At 63.9% G+C, this 15492-nt stretch carries 16 protein-coding genes and 1 pseudogene; 11 read left to right on the plus strand and 6 right to left on the minus strand.

Annotated elements, in window-relative coordinates:
- Together ACL9RJ_RS22465 and rpiB are read right to left on the minus strand one after the other, a co-directional pair.
- Positions 1 to 122, minus strand: a pseudogene (locus ACL9RJ_RS22465) (hypothetical protein); the annotation flags it as partial.
- A gap of 81 nt (positions 123 to 203) precedes the next feature.
- Positions 204 to 683, minus strand: a complete 480-nt coding sequence (gene rpiB, locus ACL9RJ_RS22470; RefSeq protein ID WP_177088317.1) for a ribose 5-phosphate isomerase B — start codon at positions 681 to 683, stop codon at positions 204 to 206.
- Positions 684 to 952: 269 nt separating this feature from the next.
- On the opposite strand from rpiB, the gene ACL9RJ_RS22475 reads away from it, so the two are divergent.
- The 5 genes from ACL9RJ_RS22475 to dhaL all read left to right on the plus strand — a co-directional run bounded on the left by ACL9RJ_RS22475 (position 953) and on the right by dhaL (position 5983).
- A complete protein-coding gene (locus ACL9RJ_RS22475; RefSeq protein WP_042936358.1) occupies positions 953 to 2440 on the plus strand; it encodes a sugar ABC transporter ATP-binding protein in 1488 nt (495 codons plus the stop codon).
- Positions 2437 to 3432, plus strand: coding sequence for an ABC transporter permease (locus ACL9RJ_RS22480; RefSeq protein ID WP_017128301.1), 996 nt, complete (start codon positions 2437 to 2439; stop codon positions 3430 to 3432). Before ACL9RJ_RS22475 ends, ACL9RJ_RS22480 begins: the two co-directional genes overlap by 4 nt.
- Positions 3433 to 3536: 104 nt before the next feature.
- Positions 3537 to 4295: an SDR family oxidoreductase gene (locus ACL9RJ_RS22485; RefSeq protein WP_017128300.1), complete on the plus strand. Its 759-nt coding sequence runs from the start codon at positions 3537 to 3539 to the stop codon at positions 4293 to 4295.
- A gap of 35 nt (positions 4296 to 4330) precedes the next feature.
- Complete coding sequence (locus tag ACL9RJ_RS22490) at positions 4331 to 5332, plus strand: dihydroxyacetone kinase subunit DhaK (protein WP_422765688.1); 1002 nt, start codon at positions 4331 to 4333, stop codon at positions 5330 to 5332.
- A gap of 3 nt (positions 5333 to 5335) precedes the next feature.
- Positions 5336 to 5983, plus strand: coding sequence for a dihydroxyacetone kinase subunit DhaL (dhaL, locus tag ACL9RJ_RS22495; RefSeq protein ID WP_017128298.1), 648 nt, complete (start codon positions 5336 to 5338; stop codon positions 5981 to 5983).
- 63 nt (positions 5984 to 6046) lie between these two features.
- On the opposite strand, the gene ACL9RJ_RS22500 is transcribed toward dhaL, so the two are convergent.
- On the minus strand, positions 6047 to 7030 hold the full coding sequence (locus ACL9RJ_RS22500; RefSeq protein ID WP_017128297.1) for a sugar-binding transcriptional regulator: 984 nt from the start codon (positions 7028 to 7030) through the stop codon (positions 6047 to 6049).
- A 157-nt stretch (positions 7031 to 7187) separates the two neighbouring features.
- The gene (gene fabF, locus ACL9RJ_RS22505; RefSeq protein ID WP_177106939.1) at positions 7188 to 8456 is read right to left on the minus strand and encodes a beta-ketoacyl-ACP synthase II; all 1269 of its coding nucleotides are present in this window, start codon (positions 8454 to 8456) and stop codon (positions 7188 to 7190) included.
- Positions 8457 to 8569: 113 nt separating this feature from the next.
- Between fabF and ACL9RJ_RS22510 the strand changes: the two genes are divergently transcribed.
- Positions 8570 to 9052: a winged helix-turn-helix transcriptional regulator gene (locus tag ACL9RJ_RS22510; protein WP_017128295.1), complete on the plus strand. Its 483-nt coding sequence runs from the start codon at positions 8570 to 8572 to the stop codon at positions 9050 to 9052.
- Here the strand turns inward: ACL9RJ_RS22510 and ACL9RJ_RS22515 are convergent.
- Together ACL9RJ_RS22515 and ACL9RJ_RS22520 are read right to left on the minus strand one after the other, a co-directional pair.
- Positions 9028 to 9447, minus strand: coding sequence for a VOC family protein (locus ACL9RJ_RS22515; protein ID WP_017128294.1), 420 nt, complete (start codon positions 9445 to 9447; stop codon positions 9028 to 9030). The two genes, ACL9RJ_RS22510 and ACL9RJ_RS22515, sit on opposite strands and share 25 nt — an antisense overlap.
- Positions 9444 to 9995: an ester cyclase gene (locus tag ACL9RJ_RS22520; protein WP_177119470.1), complete on the minus strand. Its 552-nt coding sequence runs from the start codon at positions 9993 to 9995 to the stop codon at positions 9444 to 9446. The genes ACL9RJ_RS22515 and ACL9RJ_RS22520 overlap by 4 nt, the downstream gene beginning before the upstream one ends.
- 300 nt (positions 9996 to 10295) lie before the next feature.
- On the opposite strand from ACL9RJ_RS22520, the gene ACL9RJ_RS22525 reads away from it, so the two are divergent.
- The 5 genes from ACL9RJ_RS22525 (at position 10296) to ddpC (ending at position 15492) form a co-directional block, all read left to right on the plus strand.
- Positions 10296 to 11156, plus strand: coding sequence for a MurR/RpiR family transcriptional regulator (locus ACL9RJ_RS22525; protein ID WP_017128292.1), 861 nt, complete (start codon positions 10296 to 10298; stop codon positions 11154 to 11156).
- A 35-nt stretch (positions 11157 to 11191) separates the two neighbouring features.
- Positions 11192 to 11731, plus strand: a complete 540-nt coding sequence (ddpX, locus tag ACL9RJ_RS22530) for a D-alanyl-D-alanine dipeptidase (RefSeq protein WP_177088329.1) — start codon at positions 11192 to 11194, stop codon at positions 11729 to 11731.
- A 206-nt stretch (positions 11732 to 11937) separates the two neighbouring features.
- Positions 11938 to 13518, plus strand: coding sequence for an ABC transporter substrate-binding protein (locus ACL9RJ_RS22535; RefSeq protein ID WP_422765689.1), 1581 nt, complete (start codon positions 11938 to 11940; stop codon positions 13516 to 13518).
- A gap of 74 nt (positions 13519 to 13592) precedes the next feature.
- Positions 13593 to 14609 (plus strand): ABC transporter permease, encoded by a 1017-nt coding sequence (locus ACL9RJ_RS22540; RefSeq protein WP_177119468.1) that lies wholly within the window; start codon positions 13593 to 13595, stop codon positions 14607 to 14609.
- A 1-nt stretch (position 14610) separates the two neighbouring features.
- The gene (gene ddpC, locus ACL9RJ_RS22545; RefSeq protein WP_177088332.1) at positions 14611 to 15492 is read left to right on the plus strand and encodes a D,D-dipeptide ABC transporter permease; all 882 of its coding nucleotides are present in this window, start codon (positions 14611 to 14613) and stop codon (positions 15490 to 15492) included.

The following is a 15492-nucleotide window of genomic DNA, read 5'->3' on the forward strand; positions in this document are numbered from 1 at the left end:
ATGCCCATCGGGGCACCCGGATGGCCGCTGTTGGCTTTTTGCACGGCATCCATGCTGAGGGCACGAATGGCGTTGGCCAGGGTACGCTGGCTCGGTTTCGGAATCGGTTGCAGGTTGGACATTTCTTGGGCTCTTGTTGATTTTTATTTCAGTCCCTGGCGCTTATCCCGACCAGACTTCATGCAGGCGCGGCAGCCCTGGCCCTAGAGGCCGGTCAGTGCCCTGTTCGCCGCCTCGACGGCGCTGATCCGCTCGACCTTCGGACCGGAGCGCTCGGCTTCGAAGTCGGACTCGAGAAAGATTTTCACAATGCTCTTGGCCAACTCGGGACCGATCACCCGTGCACCAATGGACAGGATCTGCGCATCGTTGCTCTTGCGCGCACGCTCGGCCGAATAGGTGTCGTGGGCCTGGGCCGCACGCACACCCTTGATCTTGTTCGCGGAAATGGCCATGCCGATACCGGTGCCGCAAATCAGGATACCCAGGCGATGCTCCCCGCCACCCACGGCCGTCGCGACCGCGGCGGCGATATCCGGGTAAAGCACGGGGCTGGAGGAGTAACAGCCGAAATCCTGGAGCCCGTAGCCCAGGCTTTCGATATGGAGCTTGAGCAGCTCCTTGAGCTCGTAGCCGGCCTCGTCGCTGCCGACGGCTACCGAAAACAATGTGGTTGCATCCATAAATTTTCCTCTGCTGCCCGACAGAAGCACAGACAGCGATCAAATGATCACTCAATGAAATTTTGCACAAGTATTAGCCCGCTAGAAACAGAGGAGTGTCAAGCTGTTTTTTGAATGATCCGTTGCCATAACAGTCATCATCCATTGAAAATCGCCAAATAACAGAAAGCCTCGTTGACACATGCCAGGGATTTGCTTTAAACATATGATCACTCGCCGATCATTTGATCGACTTGATCTAACAAGAAAATCAGCAAGAGGACACCCCGATGGCTACGCCATTACTGCTCCAGGCTGAACATGTCGCCAAAGCCTATGCAGGGATCCCGGCCCTGCGCGACGGGCGCCTCTCTCTCCGTGCAGGTAGCGTGCACGCCTTGTGCGGCGGCAACGGTGCGGGCAAATCGACCTTTCTCAGCATTCTCATGGGCATCACCCAGCGTGACGCCGGCAGCATCCTGCTCAATGGCCAACCGGTGCATTTCCAGCGCCCCGGCGAGGCGCTGGCCGCCGGCGTGGCGATGATCACCCAGGAGCTGGAACCGATCCCCTACATGACCGTCGCCGAGAACATCTGGCTGGGCCGCGAACCCCGCCGCGCCGGCTGTATCGTCGACAGTAGGGAGCTGAACCGGCGCACCCGCGAATTGCTGCACAGCCTGGAGTTCGAGGTGGACGCCACCAGCCCCATGCATCGCCTGAGCGTGGCACAGATCCAGTTGGTGGAAATCGCCAAGGCCTTCAGCCACGACTGCCAGGTGATGATCATGGACGAGCCGACCTCGGCCATCGGCGAACGCGAGACTGAAACATTGTTCAAGGCCATCCGCCGCCTGACCGCCCGCGGCGCCGGGATCATCTATGTATCGCATCGCCTGAGCGAGCTGGCGCAGATCGCCGACGACTACAGCATCTTCCGCGACGGCGCCTTCGTCGAAAGCGGACGCATGGCCGATATCGACCGCGCCCATCTGGTACGCGGCATCGTCGGCCAGGAACTGCAACGCATCGATCACAAGGTCGGTCGCGAATGCACCACGCAGAACTGCCTGGATGTCGAAGGCCTGAGCCGCGACGGCGAGTTCCAGGACATCAGCCTGCAACTGCGCCAGGGCGAGATTCTCGGCATCTACGGCCTGATGGGCTCGGGCCGCAGCGAGTTCCTCAACTGCCTCTACGGCCTCACCGAGCCCGACTCGGGGACGGCCACCCTGCAAGGCCGGCCCCTGCCGATCGGCGTGCCGGCGGCCACCATCCGCGCCGGCATGTCGCTGGTCACCGAGGATCGCAAGGACAGCGGCCTGGTCCTCAGCGGCAGCATCATGGCCAACATCGCCCTCTCGGCCTACAAGCAGCTATCGAGCTGGTCGGTGATCAGCGCGCGCAAGGAAAACGAACTGGCCCGCAGCATGGTCAAGCGCCTGCAGATCAAGATTTCCTCCCTCGACCTGCCGGTGGCGTCCATGAGCGGCGGCAACCAGCAGAAAGTGGTGCTCGCCAAATGCCTGTCGACCCAGCCGATCTGCCTGCTTTGCGACGAACCGACCCGGGGCATCGACGAAGGCGCCAAACAGGAGATCTACCACCTGCTCGACGAGTTTGTCCGCGCCGGTGGCGCGGCCATCGTGGTCTCGTCCGAAGCCCCGGAACTGCTCCATCTGAGTGATCGCATCGCGGTATTCAAAGGCGGCCGACTGGTCACCGTCAGCACCGATACCGCTCTTTCCCAGGAAGCCCTGTTGAGTCTCGCCTCATGAACAGTAAAATCCTTGCCGCCCCTGCCCCCCTTCCCGTAGCCGCGACCGGCCGCCCGCGCGCGCGCCTGCGCCAGGCCATGGACCGCTTCGGCCTGCCGCTGGTATTCATCCTGCTGTGCATCGCCATGGCCTTTGCCAGCGAATACTTCATGACCTGGCGCAACTGGATGGACATCCTGCGCCAGACCTCCATCAACGGCATTCTCGCCGTGGGCATGACCTACGTGATCCTGACCAAGGGCATCGACCTGTCGGTCGGCTCGATTCTCGCCTTCGCCGGCCTGTGCAGCGCCCTGGTGGCAACCCAGGGCCACGGCCTGCTGGCGTCGGTCAGCGCCGGCATGTTCGCCGGCGCCATGCTTGGCGTGGTCAACGGCTTCATGGTCGCCAACCTGTCGATCCCGCCCTTTGTCGCGACGCTGGGCATGCTCAGCGTCGCCCGCGGCATGACCTTCATCCTCAATGACGGCAGTCCGGTCACCGACCTGCCCGACAGCTACCTGGCCCTGGGCATCGGCAAGATCGGCCCGATCGGCGTGCCGATCATCATCTTCGCGGTGGTCGCGCTGATCTTCTGGATGGTCCTGCGCTACACCACCTACGGCCGCTATATCTACGCGGTGGGCGGCAACGAAAAAAGCGCGCGCACCTCGGGGATCGGCGTGCGCAAGGTGATGTTCTCGGTCTATGTGGTCTCGGGGCTGCTGGCCGGTCTGGCCGGTGTCGTGCTCTCGGCGCGAACCACCTCCGCCCTGCCCCAGGCGGGTACGTCCTATGAACTGGACGCCATCGCCGCCGTGGTGATCGGCGGCACCAGCCTCTCCGGCGGCACCGGGAGCATTGTCGGCACACTGTTCGGCGCCCTGCTGATCGGCGTGATCAACAACGGCCTGAACCTGCTCGGGGTATCCTCTTATTACCAACAGGTCGCCAAGGGGCTGATCATCGTGTTCGCCGTACTGATCGATGTCTGGCGCAAGAAAAAACGCTGAGCCAGGCGTTGCTCTTCGCCCCCGTCAAACGAACGACAACCTATAAGCAAGCGTCTGCCCAATCGAAAACCCGGGCCGGATCCGACCCGTATGGAGTGTATGTAATGTCCAATTTCTGGAACCAGGCGTTCGACCTCAACGGCCGCTGCGCCGTGATCACCGGTGGCGCCGCCGGTATCGGTCTGGCCTGTGCCAGCCTGCTGGTGGAGCGTGGCGCCAGGGTCGCCCTGCTGGATCGCGATCCGGCGGTGGTCGAGGTGGCAGCCGGCCTCGGCGCCGGGCATATCGGCCTGGCCGTCGACCTGCGCCAGCTCGACCAGGTGCAGACCGCCGTCGACCAGGCCGCCGCGCACCTCGGCCGGCTGGATTTCCTGGTCAACAGCGCGGGCGTCGCCCTGCTGGACAAGGCCCTGGACGTCGACGAAAGCGCCTGGGACACCACCCTGGACATCAACCTCAAGGCCAGTTTCTTCGTCGCCCAGGCCTGCGCCCGGCACATGATCGGACAAGGCACCGGCCGCATCGTCAACCTCGCGTCCCAGGCCGCCGTGATTGGCCTGGACCGGCATGTGGCCTACTGTGCCAGCAAGGCGGCGGTAGTCGGCATGACCAAGGTGCTGGCCATGGAGTGGGCGTCCCATGGCATCAACGTCAACGCGGTATCCCCGACCATCGTCGAGACGGCCCTGGGCAAGAAGGCCTGGGCCGGCGAGCTCGGCGAACGGGCCAAATCGCAGATCCCGGTCGGACGCTTCGCCCAGCCGGAAGAAATCGCCGGGCTGGTACTTTATCTGCTCAGCGACGCAGCGAAGATGATCACCGGCGAGAACGTCGTGATCGACGGCGGCTACAGCATTCAGTAATCGGCTCAGACCTTACAAGAACAAGGAAACACGCCATGAATCGAGTCATCAACGATCCGGACCAGGTAGTCGAGGACATGCTCAAGGGCATCCTCGTGGCCCATCCGGAGCTGGCCCAGTACGAAGCCAACCCACGGGTCATCGGCAAGCGCACTCCTTCGCCAGAGGGTCGGGTGGGGATCGTCACCGGTGGCGGCTCCGGCCATGAACCGGCCTTCCTGGGTTATGTCGGTCCAGGACTGGTCGATGCCGTGGCCGTCGGCGAAATATTCTCCTCGCCCACCGCCAAGAGCTTCTTCGACGCCTTCCGCGCCGCCGACCAGGGCGCCGGGGTCGCCTGCCTGTACGGCAACTACGCCGGCGACAACATGAACGTCAAGCTGGCGATGAAAATGGCCGCCAGCAAGGACATGACCATTCGTACCGTGGTCGCCAACGATGACGTGGCCTCCGCCCCGCCGGCCGATATCGCCAAGCGTCGCGGGGTCGCCGGGGAAATCTTCATGTGGAAAGTCGGTGGCGCCGCCGCCGCCCAGGGCTACGACCTCGACGGCGTGATCCGTGTCGCGCAGAAGGCCGTCGACCACTGCCGCTCCATTGGCGTGGGCCTGACTCCGTGCGTCATCCCGGCGGTGGGCAAACCGAACTTCCAGATCGCCAATGGCATGATGGAACTGGGGATCGGCCATCACGGCGAACCGGGGATCGAGGTCATACCCGTCGAGTCCGCCGCGGCCATGGCCGAGCGCATGCTCGCACCGATTCTCGCCGACCGCGACTTCAGCCGGGACGACAGCGTGGTGGTCCTGGTCTCCGGCCTGGGCGCCACGCCGGTGATGGAGTTGTATATTTTCTACGCCGAAGTCGAACGCCTGCTCAAGGCCAAGGGCCTGCGGGTTCATCGCTGCTATGTCGGCAATTACTTCACGTCCCTGGAAATGATGGGCGTCACCCTGACCCTGCTCGGACTCGATACCGAACTGACCACCCTGATCGATCAACCGTGCCGCTCCATCGGCCTGTCGCAGTCGGAGTAAACCATGAGCCAGCATTTCTCCAGCAGCACCGGCAGCGCCATCGTTACCAACCTGGTCTCGGTGATCGTCGCCAACCGCGAATACCTCAGCGAAGTGGACGGTGCCATCGGCGACGGCGACCACGGCATCAACATGGCCAAGGGCTTCTCCCGCTGCGGCAAGAGCCTTGAAGGTCGCCAGCTGTCCCTGGCCGACGCGCTCGACGAGCTGACCCTGGCCCTGATGGAAGGTATCGGCGGCTCGATGGGACCGCTCTACGGCAGCCTGTTCATCGGCATGGCCGACGAAGTACGGGGCCGCGCCGAGATCGATGGGGCCAGTTTCGCCCGGCTGCTGCGCGGCGGCCTCACGTCGTTGCAAGACATCACCGATGCCGGTGTCGGCGACAAGTGCCTGATGGACACGCTGATCCCCTCCGTGGAAGCCTTCGAACAGGCCCATGCCAGCGGCGCTTCGTTCCAGGATGCCCTGGGCCAGATGAAAAGCGCGGCGTCCCGGGGCCGCGACTCCACCCGCGACCTGGTGGCGAAAATCGGTCGGGCCAGTCGCCTGGGCGAACGCTCCCTGGGCGTGCTGGATGCCGGTGCGGTGTCCTGCTGCCTGATCCTCACCAACCTCGCCGAATCGGTCGAGGCGCAACTGCTCGACTGAGCATCCAGCCCCCCCTGACCGGGCGCTCGTCGAGAAGCGCCGGTCAGGGCACTCTTGAGCCCTTCACGCGAGTTTGCGAGTCGCATCGTCCAGCGCGAGGATGGTGTAGGCGTTGGACACGGTTGTCGCCAGGGTATTGATCACCCCGGAACGCAACGCGCCGAGCGTCGCCGCCGCCTTGGTATTCTCGCTGGCAATCGCCACGACATCGGGAATCCGCGCCAGCTCCTGGACCGACAGCCCGATCACCCGCCCCTGCATGGTGTTGACCGCCGGCTGGCCGTGGATATCGATGAAGTCGTACCCCATCATGTCGCCCACCGTACCGGACAGTCGCGCCTGGGCGATCTCCTGGGGAGAGAACCAGCCCATGCGCACCATGTTGCTGTTCTCGCTCATGTCGCCGATGCCGATCAGCGCGATATCGGCACGACGCGCCCGATCCAGGGTCGAGCGCACCGTGTCGTTGTTGATCAGGGCGCTGCGCAACTCGTGGTTTGCCACCAGCGCCGGGGCGTAGAGGGTTTCGCTTTCCGCACCGAAGCGCAGGGCAAGCCGACGGCAGATGTGGTCGGGATTCATGTATTCGCCGGCCTTGAGCGAACCGCCAATGGCGCAGACGAACGTGCAGTTGCGCGTCACCGGCAGGAACACGTTTTCAGCCACGGCGCCGACATTGCGGCCCATGCCGACGGCGACGATCATGCCGTCGTCCAGGGTCTTGTTCAGGTAGTGGGCCACCAGGCTGGCGACCGCGGAACGCTGGGCATCCGGGTCACCGTGATCGACGGCGATCAGTGCCCGATCCAGCTTGAAACGCTCGACCAGCGTCTGCTCCAGCTCGCTGTTCATCGCCGGGTGCTGCAGTACCCGCACTTCGACGATCCCTTCGTCGCGCGCGCGCTTGAGCAGCCGGCTGACTTTTGCCCGGGACAACTCGAAACGCTTGGCAATAGCCTCCTGCGTGATGTTCTCAAGGTAATAAAGCATGGCAACGTCCGTCATCAGATCGATGTCACTGGGGCCGCGCTGTGCACTGTCACTCATGAGAGCTTCCATTTCCGCATCAAAAACACATTGTCCCCATTCGATGCGGGTCAAGTCCAGTAGCGAGAGGGGGAAAAACGGCCGTGGCCCGCCACCCGGCCCCGCGGGCCAGGCCACGGCTGGCCGGCCTGTCCCGCGGGATCGTTGCCTGAGCCCTCTACACCCAGCGTTTGAACAGCACGCTGGCATTGACCCCGCCGAAACCGAAGCCATTGGACAACGCGTACTCCATGGTCAACGGCCGCGCCCCGCCGCGAATCAGGTCAAGGCCTGCGGCGGCCTCGTCGGGGTTGTCCAGGTTGAGCGTGGCCGGCGCGATCTGGTCGCGCAAGGCCAGGACCGTGAAGATCGCCTCGATCCCGCCGGCGGCGCCCAACAGGTGGCCGGTGGCGGATTTGGTCGAGCTGATGGCCGGGCCGTCCAGCGTACCGAACAGCGCCTTGATCGCCGCCATCTCGCCCTTGTCGCCCACCGGGGTCGAGGTGGCGTGGGCATTCAGGTGGCGAACCCGAGCCGGCTCGACACCGGCCTGGCGCAAGGCCTGCTGCATCGAACGACGAGCACCGTCGCCGTCTTCGGGGCCGGCGGTCATGTGGTAGGCATCGGAGCTGGTGCCATACCCCACCAGTTCGGCCAGGGGCTTGGCGCCACGGGCCAGGGCATGTTCGAGTTCCTCGATCACCAGCAGGCCGGCGCCCTCGCCCATGACAAAACCATCGCGGGCCTGATCGAAAGGCCGCGAGGCACGCTCCGGTGTATCGTTGAAATCACTGGACAGCGCCCTTGCCGCGGCGAAGCCGGCCAGGCTGACGCGGTGGATGCAGGCCTCGGCGCCACCGCAGATCGCGACATCGACTTCTCCCGCACGGATCATCCGCGCGGCGTCGCCGATCGCCTGGACGCCGGCCGCGCAAGCGGTCACCGGTGTACCCAGCGGCCCCTTGAAACCGTAGCGGATCGAGACATGCCCGGCGGCCATATTGCCGAGAAACGACGGGATGGTGAACGGCGACAGGCGCCGCGGGCCCTTGCTGTCGGTGGTGCGCACCGCCTCGGCAATGGCCGGAAAGCCGCCGACGCCAGTGGCGATGATGGTTGCCGTGCGTTCCCGCGCCTCGTCGGTATCTGGCGCCCAGCCGGCCTGGGCCAGGGCTTCATCGGCGGCCGCCAGGGCGAACAGGATGAAGCGGTCCATCTTGCGCTGCTCCTTGGCCGCCAGCAGTTGGTCGGGATCGAAGCCGGCCTGCGGGTCCTGGAGGCGGTCCGGCACCTGGCCACCGATGCTGATCGACAGGTCGCCGATCAGCTCCGGCGGCAGCGGCCGGATCCCGGACTGTCCGGCCAGCAGGCGCTGCCAGGTCGGTTCGACGCCGCAGCCCAGTGGGGTCAATGCGCCCATGCCCGTGACAACGATGCGTTTGTTCATGACAATCCAACTCCTTCAGGTGATTGAGCGAGGTATTGGCTTATGGACGCTACTATCATCATGAAAGTAACATACTCACCGGACAAAAATCCGCTCGCCCGACAGGAGCCACCATGCAACGCAAGACCCTGATCCATGCCGAATGCCCCATCGCCCGCAGCCTTGAACGGGTTGGCGAGTGGTGGAGCATCCTGATCATGCGCGACGCCTTGCAGGGCCTGAAACGCTTCGACGAATTCTCCCGCAGCCTGGAGATTGCCCCGAACATGCTGACCCGGCGCCTGAATGCGCTGGTGGAAGACGGCCTGCTCGAGCGCGAGGCCTACAGCCAGCGCCCGCTGCGCTACCAGTATGTGCCGACCGCCAAGGGCAGGGATTTTCGCGTGGTGATCCTGGCCCTGGTGGAATGGGGCAATCGCCATTACGCACCGGAGGGCGAAAGCGTGCAGATCGTCGAACGCGACAGCGGCCGGCCATTGCACCTGATGATGGCGGATAGCGCCGACGGCCGTCCGGTGCCGCTGGAGCGCAGCACCGTGCAGGCCGGACCGGCGGCCAGTGAAGGAATGCGTCAGCGACTGGCCGGCGGCGAATAGGCAAAGATCAGCTCGATCCCGATGCCGTTCGGGTCTTCGACGAACAGTTGGTGTTCCGCCAGGTCGGGGACCACCCGCTCGTCAAAGGGCAGGCCGAGGTCGCGCAGGCGTTGGCGCATCCCCGGCAGGTCGCTGCAGCGAAAGGCGATGTGATCGAGAGCGCCTGTTCCCCCTCCACCGACACGGGCGCCCAGATAAGCCTCCAGCTCGGAGTTGCCGCGGTCCAGGTCGGCGATATGCAGCAGTGCCCGTTCTCCCGCGTAGAGCCATTGGCCCGGGAACGGAAACGCCGGGCGCCAGCCCACCTCAAGGCCAATGGCATCGCGAAAGAACGCCACCGTCTCGTCGACCCGCGAGGTACGCAGGGTGAAGTGATCGAGATGCTGGATCGTCATAGTGCCCCCAGTTGCTTCATCAAGGTCAGGTTGTCTTCAAGGTGCCAGTCGGCGGCAATCTTGCCGTTTTCGATCTGGTAGATATCGAAGGCGATGAAGTCCACCACCTGGCCGCTGCCCTTGCGCTCGCCAAAGGTCCCGGTGAAATGCCCGCGAAAGCGCAGCTGCGCGCTGACCCGATCGCCGGCGACGATCATTTGCACGACTTCGCACGTCAGGTCGGGGACCGCGGCCCGAAAGGTCCGGGAAGCCTGCAACGGCCCCTCAGGCCCCTGCTGGCGCCCGGCAGGCAGGGTGTGATCGACGAAATTGTCCGCCAGTGCCGCACGGGCCAGGGCTTCGTCACCCGTGTGCCAGAACGTGTCATAACGCAGGGCCGCGGTCTGCGCAAGTTTCAGTTGGGCGGCTGGCAGGCTCTTGTCGGCTGCCAGCACGCCCGGCCTCACGAGTTCGGGGGTAGCGGCGCTGGCCAGGCCCGAAAGTGCCAGGGCGATGAACGTACCCGTGATACGGGTGGTGAGACGGCGGGACAGGGTTGAACGTGGCATGGTCCAGGGCTCCGTTGAGGGGACTGATCAGGGAAATCGGACATGGGCGCCGCCAGTTGGCAGCCCGTCGCCCGATCGCTGGACACCACGTTAATCATTCGGTCCTGCTTTGATAATCGAGCCTTGATCGAAAATCCATTTCGGTATTTCCGAATAATCAGCCCGAATGGCCCGAGTCGTTTTTACGCGTTGCGACCTCGTCAAAAAAAGGCATTGTGCTATCTCGAAAGCCGATGTTATTTTTATAACAAGATCTAAACAAATGACATAAATATAACAACCCCATGCTGGCGCGCCGATATGTCCACGGAAAAGAACAGCTTTCTTCAAGTGCTGGAACAGCAGTTCTCCAGCCTGACCCCCACCGGCAAGCGCATCGCCAGCTACCTGCTGGGCAACCCTGAGCAACTGCCGTTCGAGTCGGCCGACAGCATCGCGCAGCAGGCTTCCACCACGGGGATTTCCGTGGGGCGCTTCCTGCGCTCGCTGGGTTACCAGAACATCGATGAGGTCAAGAAGAGCCTGCGTGGCGAAGCACCGAGCTCATGGTTGATCACCGACCGGATTGCCGCCTTTCGTGCCGAGACCAACCAGGAAGATGCCCTCGACAGGTCCATGAGCCGCGAGCTCGAGGCCATCCAGCATGCCTATGGCCTGGCACGCAGCGAGGCTTTCGCCAGGATCGTGCAACGCATCCATGAAGCCGATGCCGTGTTCATTCTCGGGATTCAATCCACCCGCGGGATTCTCACGGCGTTCCACAGCCACCTCGAATACATTCGTCCCAAGGTCTACTACGTCGATGGCCTGTCGGGGATCTACGCCGAAACGCTGAACTCCGGCTTCGCCAATCCCTACGCCATCATTGCCGACTTCCGCGCCTACTCCAGCGTGACCCAGGCCTTCTGCAACGCAGCGATCGACAACGAGTTGGCCACGGCCCTGATCACCGACCTGCAATGCCCCTGGGCGCGAGACTACCCGCTGGATCTGCTGCAACTGAAAACCGATGTCGGGCAGTTCTGGGACTCCCCTGCTCCACTGGCCTGCCTGTTGAACCTGGTGGTTTCGGCGGTCGCGGAGAAATACGGCGAGCGCCTCGACGAGCGCCTGGCCAGGAACCGTCAACTGCAAAAAGCCTTCGGCCAGTTCGAAGGCTGACCTACCGCCTCGCCGAATCCCACTGGAGTGTTTGCGTGAACGACAGCCCCCTTGTAGAGATTGATGCCCAGCGCTATCAGGTGCAAATCGACCTGATCTACGCCAGTGCAGACAACCTGGCTGGAAAAGTGATCTACCCGACGGCCCGCTGCCTGCTGCATCGCCGCGCCGCCGAGTGCCTGGACAAGGCCAGCCGACTGGCGCGCCTGGCCGGATTGACCCTGCGCCTCTATGACGCCTACCGCCCGCCCTACGCTCAGTACCTGTTGTGGGAAGCCTTGCCGAACAACGACTACGTGCGCGACCCGCACCTGGGCTCCCATCACAGCCGTGGCGTGGCCGTGGACCTGACCCTGGTGGGCAGCGATGGCGAGCCGCTGGACATGGGCACCGCCTTCGACGCCATGGAAGAACGCTCCCATCAGTTCTACCCCGACCTGCCCGCCGATGTGCAACGCAATCGCCTGCTGCTGCTGGGGATCATGCTCGGCGCCGGGTTCCAGGCCATCGATACCGAATGGTGGCATTACGAATTACCGAACGCCGACGACTACCCATTGCTGGAGGAGGATTGAGCCACCGTCCCGAGAAACCCGATCCACGCGCAACGCCAGCACCGACGAAACCGCAGAGTTTCGCAAGCGACACAGCACAGCCCGCCCCGGTGTGGCTGAGAACAACAATAACCCGCATGACTTACGTTTCACCTGCAACTGCCCGGTTATAGCTTTTATAAAAAACCTGACGAACTTCCATACATCGAATGATCAAGGAAACCGGCATGAACCCAACGAACACCGTGACCCACAACCCCTCTTCCGGCACTGGCAAACTGCTGCTGACCGTCCTGTGCAGCGCCTTGAGCCTGGGGGCCTGGCAGGCTGCCACGGCGGCCGTGCCCCAGGACACGCTGGTCATCGGCAAACCGGCCGATCCGCAGACGCTGGACCCGGCCGTGACCTTCGACAACAACGACTGGACCATCACCTACCCGTCGTACCAGCGCCTGGTCGGCTACAAGGTCGAAGGTGACAAGAGCAGCACCGAAGTCCAGGGCGACCTGGCCGAGAGCTGGACCGTATCCCCGGACAACCTGGTCTGGGAATTCAAGATCAGGCCCGGCAACAAGTTCGATGACGGCGCCCCGGTGGATGCGGCCGCGGTGAAGTTCTCCTTCGACCGCCTGATGACCCTCAAGCAGGGGCCATCGGGGGCCTTTCCGGAAGACATGGTGGTGACCGTGGTCGACCCGCAGACCATCCGTTTCACCCTGAAGACACCGTTCGCGCCATTCCTCTTCACCCTGGCCCATAACGGTGCCTCGATCATCAACCCGGCGGTGATGAGCAAGGGCGCCGACGTCAATGCCTGGCTGTCCAGCCACACCGCCGGTTCCGGGCCCTTCCGCCTGAGCAACTGGCAGAAAGGCCAGTCGTTGACCCTGGAACCGAACAGTTATTTCGCCGGCCCCAAACCGGCACTGAAAAGCGTGGTGATCAAGATCATCGCCGAGCCTTCCGTGCGTCGCCTGCAGCTCGAACACGGTGACCTGGACATCATCGAAGACATGCCCGAAGACCAGCTCGGCGCGCTCGGCAAAAAGTCCGGCGTGGTGGTCCGGGAGTTCCCGTCGCTGCGGGTGACCTACCTCTACCTGAACAACAAGAAGGGCCCGCTGGCCAACGTCGATGCCCGCCGGGCGATCACCGAGGCCGTGGACTACAACGGCATTGTCAAAGGTATCCTCAAGGACAAGGCCAAGCTGATGAACGGGCCGATCCCGGACGGCATGTGGGCCTATGACAGCTCGCTGCCACCGATGAAACAGGACCTCGCCGGCGCCAGGGACAGCCTCGCCAAGGTCCCGCAGAAGATCACCACCCTGAGCTACATGTACTCGGACAAGGACCCCAACTGGGAACCGATCGGCCTGACCCTGCAAGCGGCGCTGGCCCCCCTGGGCATCAACCTCAAGCTGGAAAAACTCGCCAACGCGACCTTGCGCGAGCGCGTCGGCCAGGCCGACTTCGACATCGCCTCGGGGGCCTGGAGCCCGGACTTTGCCGACCCCTACATGTTCATGAACTTCTGGTTCGATTCCAAGATGCAGGGCCTGCAGGGCAACCGTTCGTTCTACAGCAATCCCGAAGTCGACCAGCTGATCCGCGAAGCGGCCTCCACCAGCGACACCGCCAGGCGCGTCGAGCTGTACCAGACGGCACAGAAAAAAGTGCTCAAGGACAGCGTCTACGCCTACCTCTATCAGAAGAGCTATACCTTGCCGATGCGTGATTCGGTCAAGGGCTACGTGTTCAACCCGATGCTCGAACAGGTCTTCAACCTGGGCAGCATGAGCAAGTAAACCTGCTCGCGCGCGCCGGCCTTGCGGGGGCGGCGCGTGTCTGATTCTCGTCGTTCGTGTGACTGAGGTGCCCGATGGCCTTCCTGACTCTGTTGCGCAAGCGCCTGCTCGGCCTGGTGTTGGTCGTGTTCGGCGTTTCGCTGATTACCTTTGCAATTTCGCACCTGATTCCCGGGGACCCTGCCCGACTGATCGCCGGCGACCGGGCCAGCGACGCGCTGGTGGCCGGTATCCGTCACCAGTTGGGCCTGGACCTGCCGCTGTATCAACAATACGGTCGTTACCTGATGGACCTGCTGCACGGCGACCTGGGTACGTCGATACGTACCAACCGTCCGGTGCTGGAAGACCTGCAGGCGTTCTTCCCGGCCACCCTGGAACTGGCGCTGGTGGCGCTGGTGCTGGCAATCCTGGTCGGTGTGCCGCTGGGCGTGCTGTCGGCGGTCTATCACAACCGGGCCATCGACCAGTTCGCCCGCACCCTGGCGGTCACCGGTATTTCCACCCCGGCCTTCTGGCTCGGCCTGGGCGCGATCGTGCTGTTCTACGGCCAGTTGGGCTGGTTGCCCGGCGGTGGACGGCTGTCCGAAGGACTCGTCCCGCCACCGACCTTTACCGGTTTCTACCTGATCGACGCGTTGCTCGCCGGTAACGCCGGCCTGTTTCTCGATGCCCTGCAACACCTGATTCTGCCCGCCGCGACCCTGGGCTTCGTCACCCTCGGCGTGGTTGCCCGGCAGATCCGTTCGGCCATGCTCGATCAACTGGGCGAGGACTATATCCGCACCGCCCGTGCCTACGGCCTGTCGCGCTGGACGGTGATCCTGCGCCACGCCCTGCCCAACGCGCTGATCCCCTCGGTCACCGTGCTCGGCCTGACCCTGGGCGACCTGCTGTATGGCGCCGTGCTGACCGAAACCGTATTCGCCTGGCCGGGCATGGGCGCCTACGTGGTCAAGTCGATCCAGTCGCTGGATTTCCCGGCGGTGATGGGCTTCGCGATCCTGGTGTCATTCATCTATGTGCTGTTGAACATGGCCATCGATCTTCTGTACCGCGTGATCGACCCACGCATCGGCGAGGTGAATTGAAATGTCCGTCCCCCTGACCGCGGCGCGCGGCCCGCGCTGGAGCGAGAAACTCGCCTACCTGGCCTACCAGGTCCGCCGCAGCCCGCTGACCATGGCCGGCCTGGCGATCACCAGCATCGTCCTGCTGTGCATGATCTTCGCCCCCTGGCTCGCCAGCCACGACCCCAACGCACTGGACCTCACCGCGCGGCTTATGCCGCCGTCCGCCGAACACTGGTTCGGCACCGATGAAGTCGGTCGGGACCTGTTCAGCCGTGTCCTGTTCGGCAGCCAGCAATCGGTGGGCGTCGGCCTGTTCGTGGCCTTTGCCTCCTGCCTGATCGGTGGCCTGCTGGGCTGCTTCTCCGGGATCATCGGCGGGCGTTTCGACGCGCTGATCATGCGCCTGATGGACATCATGCTGTCGGTGCCCTCCCTGGTGCTGATCATGGCCCTGGCCGCAGCCCTGGGCGCCAGCCTGTTCAACGCCATGCTGGCGATCACCCTCGTGCGGATCCCGTCCTATGTGCGCCTGGCCCGCGGCCAGGCCCTGAGCATCCGCCAGATGGGCTACGTCAAGGCGGCCCAGACCTTCGGGGCCGGACGCTGGCACATGGTGCACTGGCACGTCGCCCGCAACGCCATGCCGCCGCTGCTGGTGCAACTGAGCCTGGATATCGGCAGCGCCATTCTCATGGCCTCGGCCCTGGGCTTTATCGGCCTGGGGGCACAGCAGCCCACCGCCGAATGGGGCGCCATGGTCGCCACCGGGCGCAACTACATCCTCGACAACTGGTGGTACTCGACCTTTCCCGGCCTGGCGATCCTGATCACCGCCACCGGTTTCAACCTGCTGGGCGATGGCGTGCGCGATCTGCTCGATCCACGGCAACAGGGGAAATGA

It is taken from the genome of Pseudomonas sp. Mn2068, assembly GCF_049319725.1.
Taxonomy (GTDB): Bacteria; Pseudomonadota; Gammaproteobacteria; order Pseudomonadales; family Pseudomonadaceae; genus Aquipseudomonas; species Aquipseudomonas gingeri.

Bases quoted from the DNA above. Each gene is read 5' to 3' on its own strand.
- rpiB (WP_177088317.1), bottom strand. From the start codon at position 683: ATGGATGCAACCACATTGTTTTCGGTAGCCGTCGGCAGCGACGAGGCC.
- ACL9RJ_RS22475 (WP_042936358.1), top strand. From the start codon at position 953: ATGGCTACGCCATTACTGCTCCAGGCTGAACATGTCGCCAAAGCCTAT.
- ACL9RJ_RS22480 (WP_017128301.1), top strand. From the start codon at position 2,437: ATGAACAGTAAAATCCTTGCCGCCCCTGCCCCCCTTCCCGTAGCCGCG.
- ACL9RJ_RS22485 (WP_017128300.1), top strand. From the start codon at position 3,537: ATGTCCAATTTCTGGAACCAGGCGTTCGACCTCAACGGCCGCTGCGCC.
- ACL9RJ_RS22490 (WP_422765688.1), top strand. From the start codon at position 4,331: ATGAATCGAGTCATCAACGATCCGGACCAGGTAGTCGAGGACATGCTC.
- dhaL (WP_017128298.1), top strand. From the start codon at position 5,336: ATGAGCCAGCATTTCTCCAGCAGCACCGGCAGCGCCATCGTTACCAAC.
- ACL9RJ_RS22500 (WP_017128297.1), bottom strand. From the start codon at position 7,030: ATGAGTGACAGTGCACAGCGCGGCCCCAGTGACATCGATCTGATGACG.
- fabF (WP_177106939.1), bottom strand. From the start codon at position 8,456: ATGAACAAACGCATCGTTGTCACGGGCATGGGCGCATTGACCCCACTG.
- ACL9RJ_RS22510 (WP_017128295.1), top strand. From the start codon at position 8,570: ATGCAACGCAAGACCCTGATCCATGCCGAATGCCCCATCGCCCGCAGC.
- ACL9RJ_RS22515 (WP_017128294.1), bottom strand. From the start codon at position 9,447: ATGACGATCCAGCATCTCGATCACTTCACCCTGCGTACCTCGCGGGTC.
- ACL9RJ_RS22520 (WP_177119470.1), bottom strand. From the start codon at position 9,995: ATGCCACGTTCAACCCTGTCCCGCCGTCTCACCACCCGTATCACGGGT.
- ACL9RJ_RS22525 (WP_017128292.1), top strand. From the start codon at position 10,296: ATGTCCACGGAAAAGAACAGCTTTCTTCAAGTGCTGGAACAGCAGTTC.
- ACL9RJ_RS22535 (WP_422765689.1), top strand. From the start codon at position 11,938: ATGAACCCAACGAACACCGTGACCCACAACCCCTCTTCCGGCACTGGC.
- ACL9RJ_RS22540 (WP_177119468.1), top strand. From the start codon at position 13,593: ATGGCCTTCCTGACTCTGTTGCGCAAGCGCCTGCTCGGCCTGGTGTTG.
- ddpC (WP_177088332.1), top strand. From the start codon at position 14,611: ATGTCCGTCCCCCTGACCGCGGCGCGCGGCCCGCGCTGGAGCGAGAAA.